Annotated in this window: 20 protein-coding genes; 15 read left to right on the top strand and 5 right to left on the bottom strand. The window is 65.6% G+C overall.

Going from position 1 to position 17,140, the window contains the following annotated elements; translation table 11 throughout:
• The first annotated feature begins 63 nt into the window (after positions 1-63).
• Positions 64-1,482: a protein adenylyltransferase SelO gene (locus D4754_RS12080; RefSeq protein WP_121064105.1), complete on the top strand. Its 1,419-nt coding sequence runs from the start codon at positions 64-66 to the stop codon at positions 1,480-1,482.
• Between the two features lie 5 nt (positions 1,483-1,487).
• On the opposite strand, the gene D4754_RS12075 is transcribed toward D4754_RS12080, so the two are convergent.
• Positions 1,488-2,363: a DMT family transporter gene (locus D4754_RS12075; protein ID WP_121063840.1), complete on the bottom strand. Its 876-nt coding sequence runs from the start codon at positions 2,361-2,363 to the stop codon at positions 1,488-1,490.
• 175 nt (positions 2,364-2,538) lie between these two features.
• Here D4754_RS12075 and D4754_RS12070 point away from each other — a divergent pair, with 175 nt between their 5' ends.
• Complete coding sequence (locus D4754_RS12070; RefSeq protein WP_121063838.1) at positions 2,539-2,955, top strand: Fur family transcriptional regulator; 417 nt, start codon at positions 2,539-2,541, stop codon at positions 2,953-2,955.
• 136 nt (positions 2,956-3,091) lie between these two features.
• Here D4754_RS12070 and D4754_RS12065 read toward each other — a convergent pair whose 3' ends face one another.
• Positions 3,092-4,183 carry an AbrB family transcriptional regulator gene (locus D4754_RS12065; RefSeq protein WP_163025894.1) on the bottom strand — a complete coding sequence of 364 codons (1,092 nt, stop codon included), beginning with the start codon at positions 4,181-4,183 and terminating at the stop codon, positions 3,092-3,094.
• 198 nt (positions 4,184-4,381) lie between these two features.
• Between D4754_RS12065 and D4754_RS12060 the strand changes: the two genes are divergently transcribed.
• On the top strand, positions 4,382-5,287 hold the full coding sequence (locus D4754_RS12060; RefSeq protein ID WP_121063834.1) for a DMT family transporter: 906 nt from the start codon (positions 4,382-4,384) through the stop codon (positions 5,285-5,287).
• 65 nt (positions 5,288-5,352) lie between these two features.
• Positions 5,353-6,630: a phosphopyruvate hydratase gene (gene eno / locus D4754_RS12055; RefSeq protein ID WP_121063832.1), complete on the top strand. Its 1,278-nt coding sequence runs from the start codon at positions 5,353-5,355 to the stop codon at positions 6,628-6,630.
• A gap of 46 nt (positions 6,631-6,676) precedes the next feature.
• Here the strand turns inward: eno and D4754_RS12050 are convergent, their stop codons facing one another.
• The gene (locus tag D4754_RS12050; RefSeq protein WP_121063830.1) at positions 6,677-6,880 is read right to left on the bottom strand and encodes a hypothetical protein; all 204 of its coding nucleotides are present in this window, start codon (positions 6,878-6,880) and stop codon (positions 6,677-6,679) included.
• A gap of 175 nt (positions 6,881-7,055) precedes the next feature.
• Positions 7,056-7,409: a hypothetical protein gene (locus D4754_RS12045; RefSeq protein ID WP_163025893.1), complete on the bottom strand. Its 354-nt coding sequence runs from the start codon at positions 7,407-7,409 to the stop codon at positions 7,056-7,058.
• A gap of 381 nt (positions 7,410-7,790) precedes the next feature.
• Here D4754_RS12045 and D4754_RS12040 point away from each other — a divergent pair, with 381 nt between their 5' ends.
• The 9 genes from D4754_RS12040 to D4754_RS12000 are packed head-to-tail and all read left to right on the top strand — an operon-like array spanning position 7,791 to position 14,957.
• Positions 7,791-8,903, top strand: coding sequence for an amidase (locus D4754_RS12040; RefSeq protein WP_240453861.1), 1,113 nt, complete (start codon positions 7,791-7,793; stop codon positions 8,901-8,903).
• Complete coding sequence (locus D4754_RS12035; RefSeq protein ID WP_121063824.1) at positions 8,900-10,051, top strand: acyl-CoA dehydrogenase family protein; 1,152 nt, start codon at positions 8,900-8,902, stop codon at positions 10,049-10,051. The genes D4754_RS12040 and D4754_RS12035 overlap by 4 nt, the downstream gene beginning before the upstream one ends.
• Positions 10,052-10,065: 14 nt before the next feature.
• Positions 10,066-10,422 carry a hypothetical protein gene (locus D4754_RS12030; protein WP_121063822.1) on the top strand — a complete coding sequence of 119 codons (357 nt, stop codon included), beginning with the start codon at positions 10,066-10,068 and terminating at the stop codon, positions 10,420-10,422.
• Entirely contained in the window at positions 10,419-10,943 is a 525-nt protein-coding gene (locus D4754_RS12025; RefSeq protein ID WP_121063820.1) for a nuclear transport factor 2 family protein, read from the top strand. The genes D4754_RS12030 and D4754_RS12025 overlap by 4 nt, the downstream gene beginning before the upstream one ends.
• Positions 10,944-10,957: 14 nt before the next feature.
• On the top strand, positions 10,958-12,250 hold the full coding sequence (locus tag D4754_RS12020) for an aromatic ring-hydroxylating oxygenase subunit alpha (RefSeq protein ID WP_240453860.1): 1,293 nt from the start codon (positions 10,958-10,960) through the stop codon (positions 12,248-12,250).
• Positions 12,247-12,738, top strand: a complete 492-nt coding sequence (locus D4754_RS12015; protein ID WP_121063818.1) for an aromatic-ring-hydroxylating dioxygenase subunit beta — start codon at positions 12,247-12,249, stop codon at positions 12,736-12,738. Before D4754_RS12020 ends, D4754_RS12015 begins: the two co-directional genes overlap by 4 nt.
• Before the next feature lie 5 nt (positions 12,739-12,743).
• On the top strand, positions 12,744-13,499 hold the full coding sequence (locus tag D4754_RS12010) for an SDR family NAD(P)-dependent oxidoreductase (protein WP_240453869.1): 756 nt from the start codon (positions 12,744-12,746) through the stop codon (positions 13,497-13,499).
• A 20-nt stretch (positions 13,500-13,519) separates the two neighbouring features.
• Complete coding sequence (locus tag D4754_RS12005) at positions 13,520-14,473, top strand: PDR/VanB family oxidoreductase (RefSeq protein ID WP_240453859.1); 954 nt, start codon at positions 13,520-13,522, stop codon at positions 14,471-14,473.
• The gene (locus D4754_RS12000; protein ID WP_205589623.1) at positions 14,466-14,957 is read left to right on the top strand and encodes a flavin reductase; all 492 of its coding nucleotides are present in this window, start codon (positions 14,466-14,468) and stop codon (positions 14,955-14,957) included. The genes D4754_RS12005 and D4754_RS12000 overlap by 8 nt, the downstream gene beginning before the upstream one ends.
• Before the next feature lie 10 nt (positions 14,958-14,967).
• On the opposite strand, the gene D4754_RS11995 is transcribed toward D4754_RS12000, so the two are convergent.
• The gene (locus D4754_RS11995; RefSeq protein WP_121063811.1) at positions 14,968-15,474 is read right to left on the bottom strand and encodes a MarR family winged helix-turn-helix transcriptional regulator; all 507 of its coding nucleotides are present in this window, start codon (positions 15,472-15,474) and stop codon (positions 14,968-14,970) included.
• Positions 15,475-15,589: 115 nt separating this feature from the next.
• Between D4754_RS11995 and D4754_RS11990 the strand changes: the two genes are divergently transcribed.
• Together D4754_RS11990 and D4754_RS11985 are read left to right on the top strand one after the other, a co-directional pair.
• Entirely contained in the window at positions 15,590-16,606 is a 1,017-nt protein-coding gene (locus D4754_RS11990; RefSeq protein ID WP_121063810.1) for a TRAP transporter substrate-binding protein, read from the top strand.
• Positions 16,603-17,139, top strand: coding sequence for a TRAP transporter small permease (locus D4754_RS11985; protein ID WP_121063808.1), 537 nt, complete (start codon positions 16,603-16,605; stop codon positions 17,137-17,139). Before D4754_RS11990 ends, D4754_RS11985 begins: the two co-directional genes overlap by 4 nt.
• The last annotated feature ends 1 nt before the right edge of the window (position 17,140 follow it).

The raw sequence follows: 17,140 nt of genomic DNA, 5'->3' as shown, positions 1-17,140 counted from the left end.
GATTAACCATCGATTGACCACATGACCATGGCGAATCGGCGCCCGGGTCTCCATGTTCAGGGCATGAGCCTGCATATCCCCTTCGACAATTCCTATGCCCGCCTGCCGGGCACCTTCTTCACCGAACAGGCGCCGACGCCGGTGGCCGCGCCCCGGCTGGTGGCGTTCAACGAGCCGTTGGCCCGGCTGATGGGCATCAGCCCGGGCGAGGTCGAGGAGATGGCGCAGGTCTTTGCCGGCAACCGTGTCCCGGACGGCGCGGCGCCGCTCGCGCAGGCCTATGCCGGGCACCAGTTCGGCAATTTCAACCCGCAACTGGGCGACGGCCGTGCCGTGCTGCTGGGCGAGACGGTGGGCACCGATGGCAAGCGGCGCGATCTGCAACTGAAGGGTTCGGGCCCCACGCCCTATTCGCGGATGGGAGACGGCCGCGCGTGGCTGGGGCCGGTTCTGCGCGAATATGTCGTGTCGGAAGCCATGCATGCGCTTGGGATCCCGACCACCCGCGCGCTGGCAGCGGTGGAGACGGGTGAGCCCGTGGTGCGCGAAGAGGTTCTGCCGGGCGCCGTTCTGGCCCGCGTGGCGTCGAGCCACCTGCGTGTCGGCACGTTCCAGATCTTCGCCGCGCGGCGCGAAAGCGACAGCCTGCAACGGCTGACGCAATATGCCATCGACCGGCATTACCCGCACGCGGACGGGCCCATGGGCCTTCTGGCGGCCGTGCGCGATGCACAGGTGCGGTTGATCGTGCAGTGGCTTTCGGTGGGCTTCATCCATGGCGTCATGAACACCGACAATTGCGCGATCTCGGGCGAGACCATCGACTATGGCCCGTGCGCCTTTCTTGATACCTATCACCCGGAAACGGTGTTCTCCTCGATCGACCGGGACGGGCGCTATGCCTATTTCCGCCAGCCCGATATCGCGGTCTGGAACCTTGCGCAGTTCGCGACGGCCCTGATCCAGCAGCTGGACGACCCGGAAGCGGCAATCGAGGAGGCGAGCGACATCGTCAATTCAATGCCCGAGCTGATCCGCGCTGAATGGCGGCGGGTGTTCTGCGCCAAGATCGGGATTGCCGCGCCGCGGGATGCGGATGTGGGGATGGCGGTCGATCTGCTGAAGCGCATGGCCGAGAACCAGGCCGATTTCACCAACACCTTCCGGGCACTGTCCGACGGTGCGCCGCGCGATCAGTTCGTCGACCCGGAGGCATTCGACCAATGGGCCGAACCGTGGCGTGCGCGGCTGGCGGAGGAACAGGACCCTCAGGCCGTCATGCGGGCCGCGAACCCGGTCCTGATCCCGCGGAACCACCGGATCGAGGCGATGATCGCCGCGGCGGTCGATGGCGATTACGCCCCGTTCGAGCGGCTGATGGCGGCCTGTGCCAGGCCCTTCGCGGCGGACGAGGCCTTTGCCGATCTGCGCCGCCCCCCGGCGGTGGACGAGAAGGTGCAGGCGACGTTCTGCGGGACGTGAGCGGCCTATTTCCGGTTGATCAGCAAGAGCCCCAGCGCCACGAGGGCGAGCGCCACCCAGACTTGCGGGCCGATGCGTTCGCCTAGGATCGCCCAGCCAAGCAGCACGGCCACCACCGGCGACAGGAACCCGAAGGAGGCCACGCCCGAGGCGCGGTAGATCTTCATCAGCGAGAACCACATCAGGAAGCCCAGCCCGATCACGAGAAACGACTGGAAGGCGATGCCGGCATAGTGGATCGCCCCGGGGTCGCGGATCATCGCCCCGAACAGGGGGGCGAGGACGACCAGCAGCGGGCCGGAAACCGCGACCTGCATGAACAGCTGGTTTTCCGGCGGGGCTTCGGACAGGGGCGTGATCCGGACCGACAGCGCGATCGCGGCCCAAAGGAACGCGGCCCCCAGCGCCATCAGGTCGCCCAGCAGGTTGCCACCGGGCGAGGAGCGGTCGGACATCGCGAGGACCACGCCCGCCACGGCGCAGAGCATGCCGGTGAGCCGCACGGCGTTCAGACGCTCGCCCGGGAGCAGGAAATGGGCGGCGAGCCCCATCCAGACGGGCATCGTGTAGAAGAATATCGACGCGCGCGCGACGGATGTGAAATCCAGCGCCTGGAAGAGCAGCAGAAATTCGAAGGCGAAGAAAAGCCCGGCGAGGACGCCCCACGGCAGGATATGGCGGGGTATGCGCAGCGACTGGCCGCGGACGCGCATGACGAGGGCCAGGAACAGGCAGGCCAGGACCGAGCGGATGCCGGCCTGGAACACGGGCGCGAAGCCGGCATTGGTGACCTTCATAACCACCTGGTTTCCGCCCAGCAGGATCGCGAAGCCGATCAGGGCGGTGGCGCCGAAGAGGTCGATGGGGCGTTTTTCATCCATGTGCGCAAGGGATGGGCGGTGCGCGGAACTGTCAAGCAGCGGCGGGCGCGTTATCGGCGGAACGTTGCGGCGTGTCGGCCCGGGCCGGAAATGCACAAGCCGCAGGCCGGTGCAGGGTTTCCGGAGCCGGGAAGATGCGATAGATGGACCCGCACTTCGACAGGCGACGAGACCCATGACCGATACGATCATCTCCCGATGCGAGGCCAAGGGCCTTCGGATGACCGGCCAGCGCCGCACCATTGCGCAGGTCTTGCAGGACAGCGACGATCATCCCGATGTCGAGGAGCTGTATGCACGGGCGAGCGGCCTGGATTCGGGGATTTCCATCGCGACGGTCTACCGGACGGTGAAGCTGTTCGAGGAGGCGGGCATCCTCGACCGGCTGGAATTCGGCGACGGCCGCGCGCGGTACGAGGATGCGGATCGCGATCACCACGATCACCTGATCGACCTAAACTCGGGCGAGGTGATCGAGTTCGTCGATCCGGATATCGAGGCGCTGCAGGAAAAGATCGCGGCGAAGCTGGGCTATGAATTGCGGGGGCACCGGCTGGAACTCTACGGAGTGCCATCGAAGAAAAAGGTTTAGGGCGCGAACGCGGTCCCGTCGGCCCGCGCCCGGGCCGTCCCGCCCGCCCACCCCCGTCGGAGGCGCGTGCCGCGCCTCCTCCTTGCCGGCCCGGGCGCGGGCCTTGTTCTTTGGTCCGGTGGATTTGGGTCCCGGGCTAGCGGCGGCGGCTGGCGCGGGCGACGGCGACGGGGATCATCACCGACAGGATCAGCAGCCGCACGACGTGGCAGGCGGCGAGGAAGGCGGGTTCCGCGCCGAGGATGGCGCCCAGGACGATCATCGTCTCAAGCCCGCCGGGCGCGAAGGCGGCAAGGCCGTGGGGAAGCTCCATCCCCAGGGCCCAGCAGACGGGGATGACGCCAATGGCGGCGCTGCCGGCGGCGATCAGGGTGACGGTGAACCCGGCGAAGGCGCTCTGGCGGAAAAGCGGCCAGCTCATGTCGGCAAAGCGGGTGCCGATGAGCGTGCCCATGATCACGAAGGCCGGGATCAGGATCACCGGGTGCACCGTCCCGGGGGTCAGGTCGGCGACATGGCCCAGCCCGGACACGGCCATCGTTCCCAGGATCAGCGGCGCGGGAAAGTTCAGGCGATTGAAGACCGCGCCGACAGCGATGCCCAGAACGACCAGCATTGCCAGTATCCACAGCGGCATCGGATCGCCGGGCGCCATGGCGGCAGCCGGCACCTCGTAGCCCATGGCGACGGCAAGGAACGGCACGACAAGTGTCAGCGTCAGCAGCCGCAGGGATTGGACGATCACGACCCGCCCGATATCGCCGCCCATGTCGGCGCTGAGCGACAGCACGAAGCTGAGATGGCCGGGGGCGGCCGCCAGAACGGCGCTTACAGGATCGAAGCCGAAGAACCGGCGCAGGACCCAGCCGCCCACGGCGATGGTGACGGCGAGCGTGACCAGAAGCGCCACGAAGGCCAGCGGCCAGCGCAGGATGGCGGCGCCGGCCTCGGGCACGAAACCCGCGCCGATGGAGATGCCGAGGAACAGGAAACATACATCGCGCACGCGCATCGCGATGCCGACCTTCACGCCCGCAAGCGCCGCGATGGTGACGCAAAGCGCCGGGCCCACCAGCATCGCCGCCGGGAAGTTCAGCCAGAAGGCCAGCGCGGCACCGATGCCGCCGATGGCCAGCGTGATCCCGGTCTGACGCGTTTCGGCCGCCAGACCCTGTGCTTCGGGCGCGGGGGGGCTGGCGTCGGGGGCGTCGCTGTGGGATCGGGTCATTCGATGCGAATTATCACCGGTCCCGCGCGCCGACAATGACGCACGGGAAATGCCGCTATTCCGGCCACGCATGACGGGGCGGATTTTTGCTTGCAGAACAGCACTTTGGCACGTCGCCCGCCAACCATCGCGCGTCACTGCGCTTGCCTGATCCAATATTTGGGCGCATGGGCGGGGGGACGGTAAAGGATCCCCCTCATGGACAATCTGCGCGGCGCGACACTGATGGTACTGGCGATGTTCGGCTTCGCCATCGAGGACGCCTTCGTAAAGATCCTCGCCATCGACCTGCCGGCGTGGGAGATCATCGCCTCGCTTGGCTTCGTGGGCGCGCTTGTCTTCGCGGTGCTCGTGGTGCTCAGCGGGCAGCCGTTGCTCAGCCGTACCTACCTTGCGCCCGCGGTGATCGCCCGGAACCTGCTGGAAGGCATGGCGACCATGTGCATGATCATCGCCCTGTCCCGCGCGCCGCTGGTGCTGGTATCGGCGATCATGCAGGCCGCGCCGCTTCTGGTGACGATGGGGGCTGCGCTGTTTCTGGGCGAAACCGTCGGCTGGCGACGGTGGAGCGCGATCTTCGTGGGCCTGGTCGGTGTGCTGATCGTGCTGCGCCCGGGGCTGGCGGGGTTCAACGCCGATGCGCTGTTCGCGGTCGTGGGCGTCGTCGGCATGGCCGGGCGGGATCTGCTGACGCGGATCATTCCCAAGGAAACCTCGTCCCCCCAGCTTTCGATGCTGGCCTTCGCGGCATTGGTGCCGGCCGGGCTGATCCTCGCCGTGCTGGACGGATCGCCCTTCGTGATGCCGCAGGGCGTGCACGTGCTGCCGCTGGCGGGGATGCTCGTCTTTGCCTACCTGTCCTATTTCGCCATCGTGCTGGCGATGCGGGTTGGCGAAGTGTCGTTCGTTACGGGCTTCCGCTATTCCCGGATGCTGTTCGCGCTGATCATCGGCACCGCGATCTTCGCCGAACGGCCCGATGCCATCACCCTTCTGGGCACGGCGCTGATCGTGGCCTCGGGCATCTACACCTTCTGGCGCGAACGCAACGTGCGGCGGCAGGCCCGTCGCGCCTGCGAGCGCAAACATGTCGCCGCGGCGTAAGCGCCCCTTTCACCAAGGCATCCCGGGCGATATGAGGCAGGGGACATCTGCACGGGGCCAATGACATGAGCACGATTATCGACATTCACGCGCGCGAGATTCTCGACAGTCGCGGCAATCCCACCGTCGAAGTGGACGTGACGCTGGAAGACGGCACGATGGGCCGCGCCGCGGTCCCGTCGGGCGCATCTACAGGCGCCTACGAGGCGGTCGAAAAGCGCGACGGCGACGCCGCTCGCTACAAGGGCAAGGGCGTTCTGGAAGCGGTGGCAAGCGTCAACGGCGAGATCGCCGAGGCGCTGGTGGGCTACGACGCGACCGAACAGGTCGCCATCGACATGACCATGATCGAACTGGACGGCACGCCAAACAAGGCACGCCTTGGCGCCAACGCGATCCTGGGCGTCAGCCTTGCCTCTGCCAAGGCCGCCGCCGACTTTACCGGGCAGCCTCTTTATCGCTACGTCGGCGGCACCTCGGCCCGGGTCCTGCCTGTGCCGATGATGAACATCATCAACGGCGGCGAACATGCCGACAACCCGATCGACATCCAGGAATTCATGATCATGCCCGTCGCGGCGGACACGATCGCGGATGCCGTGCGCATGGGCTCGGAAGTGTTTCACACGTTGAAGAAGGAACTGTCGGCAGCAGGCCTGGCCACGGGCGTGGGTGACGAGGGCGGCTTTGCCCCGGCGCTGAGCTCGACTCGCGATGCGCTGGACTTCATCCTGAAGTCGATCGAGGTCGCAGGTTACAAACCGGGCGAGGAGATTTACCTGGCGCTGGATTGCGCGGCGACGGAATATTTCAAGGACGGAAAGTACGTGCTGTCCGGCGAAGGCCTGACGCTGAGCCCCGAGGAAAACGCCGATTACCTGAAGGCGCTGGTGGCCGATTACCCGATCATCTCGATCGAGGACGGCATGTCGGAAGACGACTGGGAGGGCTGGAAGGCCCTGACCGATGCCATCGGCGATACGGTCCAGCTGGTGGGCGACGACCTGTTCGTGACCAACCCCGAACGCCTTGCGATGGGGATCGAGAAGGGGTGCGCCAACTCGATGCTCGTGAAGGTGAACCAGATCGGGTCGCTGACCGAAACGCTGAAGGCCGTCGATATGGCCCACCGCGCGCGCTACACCAACGTGATGTCGCACCGTTCGGGCGAAACCGAGGACGCGACGATTGCCGATCTGGCGGTCGCCACGAATTGCGGTCAGATCAAGACGGGTTCGCTGGCGCGGTCGGACCGGCTGGCGAAGTACAACCAGCTGATCCGGATCGAAGAAGGTCTGGGCGACATTGCCGAATATGCGGGCCGGTCGATCCTGAAGCGCTGACGTGTTCGCGCCGGGCCTTCCGGGGTCCGGCGCCTTTTTCGCAAGGTCAGTTCGCTTTCAGGATGTCCTTGCGTTCGCGCTTGTATTCCTTGGGGGAGAGCAAGCCCTCTTGCCGGGCCTTTTCAAGATCTTCCAGTTGCTGGCCGATCGACACGGCCTCGACATTGTTTATCTTGCGGCCCCCGAAGCCGATGCAACCCGACAGCGTCAGGGCAACGGCCAGAAGGGCCGGTAGCGCGAAACGATACATGGCAATCCCAGTGGTAGTGCAGAACACGGGCGGACAAGTCACCGGAAGACCGGTTTGTGTCAACCCGCTGGCTCCGAAGGGTAAACAGACTGTGTTGACCGCGCCGCGTTCATGCGGCGGGTGATCAATCTGAAGTTGACAAGTATATCCCGGCGTTCACGTCACGGCGGCGCCATTACGGCGTCAGCACCCACACACCGCTGCTGTCCTTGCACTGACGCATGGCGATGTTGTTCTGCTTCTTCGTCTTGCCGGAGACGAACAGGTGGCGGAGCGTCACGCAATTGCCGGCGATCTTCTCGACCTCGGTCGTGCCGTGGGACCCGGTTTCCGGGTTCTGCCAGATCGTCTCGGCCCCGACCTTGGGCGCCGTCGAGACATAGAGCGTCTGCGAGGCCTTGCCCATGATGTTGAAGTCTTCCTGGCTAAGCCCGGTATCGCGCAGGATCTTTGAAAACTGCGCCGAGGCGGGTATCGCCGTCAGGGCAAGACAGGCGGCAAGCGCGGCGGACAGGACTGTTCTGAACATGATCGAATTCTCCTTGTCCTCACGATAGGCGCGGGCCTGCCTCAAGTCCAGCATCCGGGGACTGCACGGGGCAGGGTTCTGCCGACGCGTGGTGACATGCTGGCAATCGCGTGGCCTGAGGTCTGGTCTACGTCAGGTAGGTCATCCACGCAGAGTAACAACATCCAGAATCATGTGAAAATTTTAGGTAGCGGCAGGCATCACCGCATATGAACTTGCCATGGAGACGCTTCTTTGAGCGATTGCGGTCAATAATTGCACCATTTTCCCGAGCATTAATACAAACCCGGACGCTGTGCCGGAATTGATAGACGGATCAGCCGGTGCCTCAATAACATGAATAATCATGTAAATGGATGCGCCGCGATGAACTCCCCCGCAATGACCCGAAGCCTGGACCTGGGCACGCCCGGCGGTCTGACCGTGGCGGTCAAGGAATGCCTGGCCATCGAAGGGCTGCCCACGCGGGCCGGATCGGCGGCGTTCGAAGACGCGCCCGCCGCGACGGCCCACGCAACGGTGGTGACGCAGCTCATCTCCTCCGGCTGCCATCTGACGGGCCGGGCCAACATGCACGAGCTGGCCTTCGGGATGACCGGCGCGAACGCCCATTGCGGCACGCCCTTGAACCCGAACTGGCCCGACCGCATTCCGGGCGGATCGTCCTCGGGCTCGGCCGTGCTGGTGGCGGCGGGAGAAGTGGAATTCGCGGTCGGAACCGACACCGGCGGCTCGGTCCGCCAGCCTGCGGCGTGCTGTGGGGTCTACGGGTTGAAGCCCACTTTCGGGCGCATCAGTCGGGCAGGGGCCTTGCCCGTAGGCTCGTCGTTGGATTGCATCGGCCCCTTCGCCCGGAACACCGAAATGCTGGCGCGCGCGATGGAGGCGATGGACCCGACCTTCACCGCATTGCCTGCGCGCATGGGCCGGTTGGCCGCCGTGACCGTGACCGCCGATGCCGAGGTGGCAGAGGCGTTCCGCAAGGCGACCGGCACCTTGGCAGTGGCCCAGCCCGTGACGCTGCCACATCTCGAAGATGCCTTTCACGCCGGGATGACCGTCATCTCCGCCGAGCTGGCCACGGAATTCGGCGCGCTGGTGCTGTCCAACGCGACACTGGGCGCTGACGTCCGCGCGCGTATCCTGAAAGGCTGCGAGGTCACGACGGCAGACTTGGCAGAGGCCGAAGCCATCCGCGCCGTCTTCACGGCCGAGGTCGACGCCGCGCTGGAGACTGTCGATGCCCTTCTGTTGCCAACGCTGCCCTCTGTCCCGCCGACATGGGATCAGGCCGAGGACCCGGCCGCGATCCCGCCGCTCACCCGTTTCGTGCGGCCCTTCAACCTTTCCGGCCATCCGGCCCTGACCATTCCGATCCTGACCGACGCCGGCCTGCCCGCAGGCCTGCAACTGGTCGCGCGCAAGGGGGCCGATGCGCTGCTGTGCGCGCTGGCCCGGGGGATTGACGAGATTCTGAGAGAGGACAGCCAATGAACATGCCCGTTCCCATGCCGGCCGACGTGCCGGCCACGGTGTCTCTGCCGGACGTTCTGGACACGATCCGGGACCGCCGGGCAGAGTTCGAGGCCCTGCGCCATGTCCCGAGGGACATGATCGCGCATCTGCAACAGATCGGCTGCTACCGCGCCTTCGTGCCCGAACGGCTGGGCGGCGATGCGATCACCCCCGCGGCCTTCCTGCGGCTGATCGAGACGATCTCGACCGCCGATGCCTCCACCGGCTGGGTCGCCAGCTTCGGCGTGTCGGCTACGTATCTTGCCGCGCTGCCGCCCGAGACCTATGCGAAGATCTACGGCACCAATCCCGACACCGTCTTCGCAGGCGCGATGTTCCCGCCGCAAAAGGCCGTGCCGGCCCGGGGCGGATTCCGGGTGACGGGGCAGTGGCCGTGGTGCTCGGGCTCCATGGGGGCCGATCTGATCGGCGTGGGCATCAAGGTGGAAGGCGAAAGCACGCCGCTGCCCCGGTCGGCCGTCTTCCCGGTGGCCGAGGTCGAGATCGTCGACACCTGGAACACAATCGGCCTGAAGGCGACGGGCAGCCATGACGTGAAGATCGACGACAGGTTCGTCACCGAAGACTGGACCTTCATCCGGGGCGGCGCGCCGCAGATGGACGACCCCCAGTTCCGCTATCCGGCCATGGCGCTGGCCGCGCAGGTGTTGGCCGTCGTGGCCCTTGGTACCGCACGCGAGGCGTTGGAGTTCCTGAAATCGGACGCCGCTCAAAAAGCCTCGATCACCGGTGCGCCCAATCCCGGCGCGCGACCCTATGTGCAGGCAGATCTGGCCCGGGCCGAGGCCACGCTGGAAGGCGCCCGCGCGCATTTCTTCGACACGGTCGAGGCGGGCTGGGACGAATTGCTGACCAAGGGCGATGTGTCCTCCGAGATGCGCGTGAAGCTGCGCCTTGTCGCCACCCAGGCCGCCCATGACGGGGCCGAAGCCGCGCGGCAGGCCTTCGTGCTGGGCGGATCGGGCGTGATGATGGCGGGCCACCCTTTGGGCCGCTGCATGGTGGATGCCGCCTGCGTCGCGCAGCACGCCTTCATGGGCGCCGGCACGTGGACATCGGCCGGTGCGGCGATGTTCGGCCAAGACACCCCTCCCGGCTACCCCTGATCAAGGAGATCCCCATGTCGCAACCCCTGCGCACGCTGCTTTGCTTCAACAACCATCCCACGTTCTTCTCGCTGCCCTTCGACCAGATCGGCCCGGTCTGGAAAGCCACGCAGGAACTGATGGCCGCCATCGACCAGATGGAGGGCGTGACCATCGTCGGCACCTTCGATGACGACCAGACCATGGTCGGCGCATCCCAAGGCTTTCCCTTCACGTGGTACATTCTCGCCGATTTCCCGGATCGCGAGGCGGTGCAGGTGGCCTGCAACTTCCTGCGCACCATCGTGGTGGGCGACGGCAATGACCGGCTGTGGAAATACATGACGGTCGAAGCCCGCATGGGCCGCGCGCTGGAGATCCCCCGGCTGTGACGACCGCCCCCGACATCCTGACCCGGCTGGACAGGCTGGAGGCCGAAAGCGCCATCCGGGCCTGCCTGTCGGATTACATGGACCTGTGCGACCGGCTGGATGCCGATACGGATCTGACGGCGCTCGGCGCGCTCTTCACCCGCGATGCTGTGTGGGGCGGGGCCGGGGACCGGTACAAACAGGATTTCGGGGCACACACGGGCCGCGATGCAATCACCGCGTGGCTGGGCCGCTTCTGCACTCACCCGCCGCATTTCGCGATGAACGCGCATTTCCTGTCGTCGGAGGCGATCTCCTGGACCGATGACCGCCCCACAGGCCGCTGGCTGATGCTGCAGACGCCCACCTTCCATGATGGAACAAGCTTCCTGATGGCCGCGCGCCTGACGGTCACCTTCGCCTTTGAAGACCACCGCTGGCGCATGGCGCGCTTCGAGACGACGAACCTCTACGCAAGGCCCGTCGGCGACTGGAACCAGAGCGTTTCCATCCCGCAACCGCCCGCCACCGCAACCGCCTGAAAGGACTCACGCCCATGACTGAGGCCATGTCACTGGACGATTTCCCCAAGGGGCCGGACGCCCCCGATTACTCCGAATTTGCCGGGCAGGACCGGGTGAAGACGCGGATGTACGAAGACCCGGCGCTGTTCGATGCCGAGATGGAAAAGATCTTCGGCAAGACATGGGTCTGGGTCGCCCATGCCTCGGAAGTGCCCGACAAGGGCAGTTTCAAGCTGTCCACCGTCGGCACGCAGCCCGTGATCGTCAGCCGCGACCGCAAGAGCAACGTCCACGTGATGGTCAACCGCTGCCGCCACCGTGCCGCGACGGTCTGCGAGGTCAAGCAGGGCAAGACGAGTTCCTTCCAGTGCCCTTATCACGGCTGGGGCTATGCGCTGGAAGGGTCGCTCCGCGCGATCCCTTATACCGAAGGCTATTCGGCGGATTTCGACAAGGGCAATTTCGGGCTGAAGAAACTGCGCGTGGAAACCTTCGAAGGCATGATCTTCGCCACCTTCAACATGGATGCCGAACCGCTGGAGGATTTCCTGGGCAATGCCAAGCCGTGGATTCGCCTGTTCATGAAACAGGGCGGCGGCTTTGGCGTGAAGGTGCTGGGCGAACACCAGTTCCGGGTCCCGATGAACTGGAAGATCCAGCTGGAAAACACCACCGACGCCTATCACTTTCCCATCGTCCACAAGTCGTTCCTGCAATCGCTGGATGGCGAGGCGTCGCAGACCTTTTCCTTCATGGATGACGATGACGGTTATGTCGAAGACCTGGGCAACGGCCATTCCGTCATGGTGATGATGCCCGAACTGATCGACCTCGACGAAAATCTGGATGCGCCGATCCCCGAACGGTTTCACGATCTCGCTGAAAGCCTGCGCGACCGCTATGACGACGCGCAGGTCCGCCGGATCGTCCGCGCCGTGGGCGGCTGCGGGTTCAACCTGAACCTCTTCCCCAACGCCGCCTGCTCGCTGTCCTTCTTCCGCATCCTGCGCCCGGTGAACGCCGAGGAGACAGAGATCCGCCACATGGCCCTCGGGCTGGATGGCGGTCCGGCCGAGGCGAACCAGATGCGAATGCGCCTGCACGAACATTTCCAGGGCCCGATGGGCTTTGGCAGCCCCGACGATTCCGAGGTGTGGGAGCGTGTGCAGCGCGGCACCAAGGGCGATCCGGACGGGACCGACATCATGGTGAACCGCGGGCTGGGGCTGGAAAAAACCAGCGAAAACGGCCTGCCCGTGGGCGATATCAGCGCCGAAACGGGGATGCGTGGGGCCTACCGCAAGTGGAAGGAGATGATGGCATGAAGGACCTTGCCGTGACAGACCTCACGCTCGACGCCGCCATCCGGTTCCTGTGGGAGGAAGCCGATATCCTCGACCGGCAGGATTATCAGGCGTGGCTGCCGCTCTGGGCCGAGGGCGGGATGTACGTGATCCCGATCAAGCCTGACACCGACGATTTCGCCAACAACCTGAACCTGATCTACGACGATGCAAAGATGCGGAAAGCGCGCGTGGATCGGTTGCAGGCGGGCTTTTCGATCTCGGCCGCGCCGCCCGCGCAATCGGTGCGGACCGTCTCGCGTTTTGTCGTGACCGATCAGGGCGAGAACAGCCTGACAGTGCGCTCCGCTCTGCACGTGATCGAGGACAAGTTCGGCCGCCAGCGCGCCTTCGCGGCCAATGTCACGCATGAACTGATGCTGGTCGACGGCGAGATCAGGATCGCCTCCAAGGTGGTTCGGCTTCTGAACTCGGACGGGGTGCTGACATCGGTCAGCTACCTGTTCTGATGGGCGTGCCGTTGCCCGACAAGATCCAGACGGCCGTCATCACCGGCGGTGCGTCGGGCCTTGGGGCCCAGATCACGCGCGCGCTGCACAGGGCGGGCTACCGGGTGGTGATCGCCGATATCCTGGGCGATGCGGCCCTGCCGCTGGCGCAGGAACTTGATCTGGCCGGTGAAACCGCGGTGACGGCGACGCTGGACGTGGCGGATGCTGGGGCGATCCAGGCGCTCTGCGACAAGTGCGTGGAGCGTTGGGGGGCGGTCGAGGTGCTGGTGAACAACGCCGCGCGGACGAAGGCCGAACCGGTGCTGGACATCGCGCCCGATGATTTCAACGCCATCATGGCGGTCAATGCCGGGGGCACTTTTGCCGCCAGCCAGATCTTCGGACGGCATTTCAAGGATCGGGGCTATGGCCGGATCGTCAACCTTGCCTCGCTGGCGGGGCAGAACGGCGGCACGGCCACGGGGGCGCATTACGCGGCTTCGAAAGGCGCGATCCTGTCGCTGACCAAGGTCTTCGCGCGGGATCTGGCGCCGTTCGGCGTCACCTGCAACGCCATCGCGCCCGGTCCGATGGACAGCCCCATGGTCCACGGCATCGTGCCCGCCGACCGGATGGAGGGCTTTCTTGCCAACGTGCCCGTGGGCGCTTTGGGCGACATGGGCTTCGTGGCGCAGATGGTCTGCATGCTGGCGGGCCGCGACGCGGGTTTCGTGACGGGGGCCTGCTGGGACGTCAACGGCGGCCTCTTCATGCGCTGAGGGGCGGAAGGATGAAAGACATGACCACCGACAGCCTGACCCTGACCGTCACCGCGCGCCACGACGATGCCGGAAACATCATGCGACTGCGGCTGGAGGACCCCACGGGCGCGCCGCTGCCCCCGGTGACCGCCGGCGCGCATATCGATGTTCTGGTGGAGACGCGGGGCGAGGCCATTTGGCGGCAGTACTCGCTGGCCGGCGATCCGGCGGACCGGACCTCGTGGCATCTGGGCATCCTGAAGGAGCCCGCAAGCCGCGGCGGGTCCGTCGCGCTGCACGATGCGATCCGGGAAGGGCAAAGCCTTCGGATAACCGGCCCCCGCAACCATTTCGCGCTGGCCGAGGCCGACCATACCGTCCTGATCGGCGGCGGCGTGGGCATCACGCCAATGCTTGCCATGGGCTACGAACTGGCCGCCAGGGGCGCGCCGTTCGAGATGCATTACGCCACCCGCTCGGCCGACCGGACGGCCTTCCGCGACCTGTTGGAGGCCGCCCCCTTCGCCGGGCATGTGCAGGTCTACCACGACGACGCGAACAGGATCACCGACGCGGTGCTGCCGCCGCCGGACCCCTGCACGCATGTTTACATCTGCGGGCCGCAGGGCTTCATGGACTGGATGATCGGCGCGGCCGAGGTCATGGGCCACGCATCCGCGAACATCCATCGCGAGTACTTCTCGGCCGATGTCGATGTCTCGGGCGAGACGTTCGAGGTCGAGGCGCGCGCCAGCGGTGTCACCGTCACGGTGGGGCGGGATGAAAGCATCGTCGCGGCGCTGGCCCGCGAGGGTATCAAGATCGACGTGAAGTGCGAGGAAGGCATCTGCGGCACCTGCATCACCGATGTGATCGACGGCACGCCGGACCATCGCGACCAGTTCCTGACCGACGAGGAACGCGAGGAGGGGGCCGAAATCTGCACCTGCTGTTCGCGCTCGAAAACCGCGCGGCTGGTGCTGGATGTTTGAGGCGCATACAGCCGAGAGGTTCCGCGAAGGCATGTCGCGGCTGGGCGCTGCCGTCACCGTGCTGACGAGGGATGGTCCCGCGGGGCAGCATGGCATGACGGCTTCGGCCGTGTGTTCGGTGACGGACGATCCGCCGACGCTGTTGATCTGCGTGAACCGGGCCAACCGGTCGCGGGCGATGTTCGCGGAAAACGGCGTGGTCGCGGTGAACGTGCTGGCCGGGCGGCACACGGAACTTGGGCAGGTGTTTGCGTCGCGCGACGATGGCGAACGCTTTGCCGCCGCCGACTGGCACAGGCTGGAGACGGGGGCGCCGGTGCTGTCCGATGCCTCGGTCGCGTTCGATTGCCGGATCTCGGACGCGTCCGAAGTGGGCAGCCACACGGTGTTCTATTGCCGGGTCGCAGCGACGGAACTGGCCAGCCACGTTCCCGAGAGCCTGATCTGGTTCGGGCGCCGGTTCCATCCGTTGAAGGCAGGCTAGGCCCGTGTCCCTACAGCTTCCCCAGCTGCAGGAAAACCCGTTCCATCAGCTCGTTCAGCAATTGCTGTTCTCCGGGGCTGAGATCCTCGAAGGACGCATCGAAAATCGATGTCGCCACCTCGCGCGCCTTTTGCCGCTGGGCATCGCCGTCGATGGTCAGCGACACCTCGGTCACGCGCAGATCCTCGGGCCGGGGGCGCAGGCAGACAAGGCCTTGCGATTCCATCCGCTGGATGATGCGGGTCGCCGTGTTCAGCTTGATGATACTGTAGTCGGCGATCTGCGAAACGCTCAGCCAGTCGTCCTCGTGCAGGCACATCAGCACCCGCCAGCTGGGCACATCCAGCCCGATCCGCTTCAGCCGGACCTCCATCACCTGCATGTACCGGGCCGAGACCTGCGTGATCCAGTAGAAGGGCCAGTCCTGTTTGCGGAAGCGGTCTTCTTGCGGTGCCTCGGGATTGGGCGCCGCATCGGACGACGTGACGCTTTTCGGGCGCTGTTCCGCGGTTCGCATGGCTGTCTGACCTCCCGCCCGTCGTGACCGATTTCCATCCCCGAAAATCACAGCATTATTCACGTGAAAAGGGGTGCTTTCCGTTTTCCACAAGTCAACCATAAAGGAAACAAACATGTCCAACAGGATTATCAGTACCGCAGCCGCCGTTCTGGCCTTGGGCCTTGCGGTGCCCGCCGCGGCCGAAACCAAGCTGACCGTCGCCAACTGGCTGCCGCCGTCACACCCGTTGGTGTCGGAAGTTATCGTGCCGATGACCGAAAGCATCGCCGAAGCCACGGGCGGCAATGTCGTGCCCACGATCCTGCCCGCGCCGCTTGGGCCCCCGCCCGCGCATTTCGACTTTGCCGTCAACGGCGTGGCCGACATCACCTTCGGCGTGCAGGGCTACAGCCCGGGCCGCTTCAAGACGACCAACCTGGCCGAGCTGCCTTTCCTGGGCGACAGTGCCGAGGCGATCTCGGTCGCGTACTGGAATACGTGGGAAGAGATGCTGAAAGGGGCCGGAGAATACGATGACGTGAAGGTCCTGGCGCTCTTCACCCATGGCCCGGGCGAGATTTTCGTCAAGGAAGGCGATCTGGAAGGCCCCGACGCGATCAAGGGCAAGAAGCTGCGCGTGGGCGGCGGGATCGTGCACGAGGTCGCGACGACACTGGGCGCGGTGCCGGTCGAAGGACCGTCTTCGAAAGCCTATGAACTGCTGAGCCAGGGCGTGGCCGACGGGATCCTGTTTCCCTATGAATCGGTCAACTTCTTCGGGCTCATCCCGCAGCTGAACAAGGGCCTCGCCGTGCCGGGCGGGCTTTACAACACGTCCTTCTACATCGTCATGAACAAGGCGAAATGGGAAAGCCTGAGCGCGCAGGACCAGAAGGCCATCAACAGCGTGACAGGCGAAGCGCTGGCACGCGTGGCGGGGCAGATGTGGGACCGGGCCGATGCGAAAGGCAAGGCCGCGATGGACGGCAAGCTTGAGGTCGCCACCGCCACGGATGCGCAGATGGAGGCGTGGGAAACCGCGCTGAAGCCCGTGATCGACGCGAAGATGGAAGAACTCGCCTCCACCGGGATCGATGCCGATGCGGCGCTGGAGCATCTGAAGGCCGGCATCGCGGCCGAAACAAAATGAGCGAAGGCACGGCCGAAAAACTGGCCGACGGGCCGGTGTCCCCCGTGGACGCCGGCCCGGGCTACAGACGCTGGCCACGCCGTGCGCTGGCGGTGATCTCCGGCCTCATCCTGCTGATCATGATGGCGTTGACCGCGGTCGACGTGGTCGGGCGCTACGTGCTGAACAGCCCGCTGATCGGCGCTACGGAACTGACGGAACTGCTGCTCGTATCCGTCGTGTTCATCGGCTTGCCGGCGGTGTGCCTCGACGACGAACATGTCACCGTCGATCTTGTCACCTCGGCCCTGCCGGACTGGATCCAGCCGTTCCGCAAGGCGTTGCTGGCGGTGATCACGGCCACGGTTCTGGCCGTCATCGCGTGGCGGCTGTGGGTCCATGCCGACCAGATCGCCAGCTACAATGCGGTGACCAATTCCCTGCGTCTGCCTGTCGCCCCGGTCGCCCGGCTCTGCGCGGCGACGACGGCGGCATCGGTTCTCATCACGCTCTACGTGGCCCTGCGCGATCTGCGGACGGCCCTGAAAGGTTAAT

This window comes from Chachezhania antarctica (assembly GCF_003646465.1).
Taxonomy (GTDB): Bacteria; Pseudomonadota; Alphaproteobacteria; order Rhodobacterales; family Rhodobacteraceae; genus Chachezhania; species Chachezhania antarctica.
Note: the sequence above shows the minus strand (reverse complement) of the source record. Positions and strands in the feature narration are given on the sequence as shown.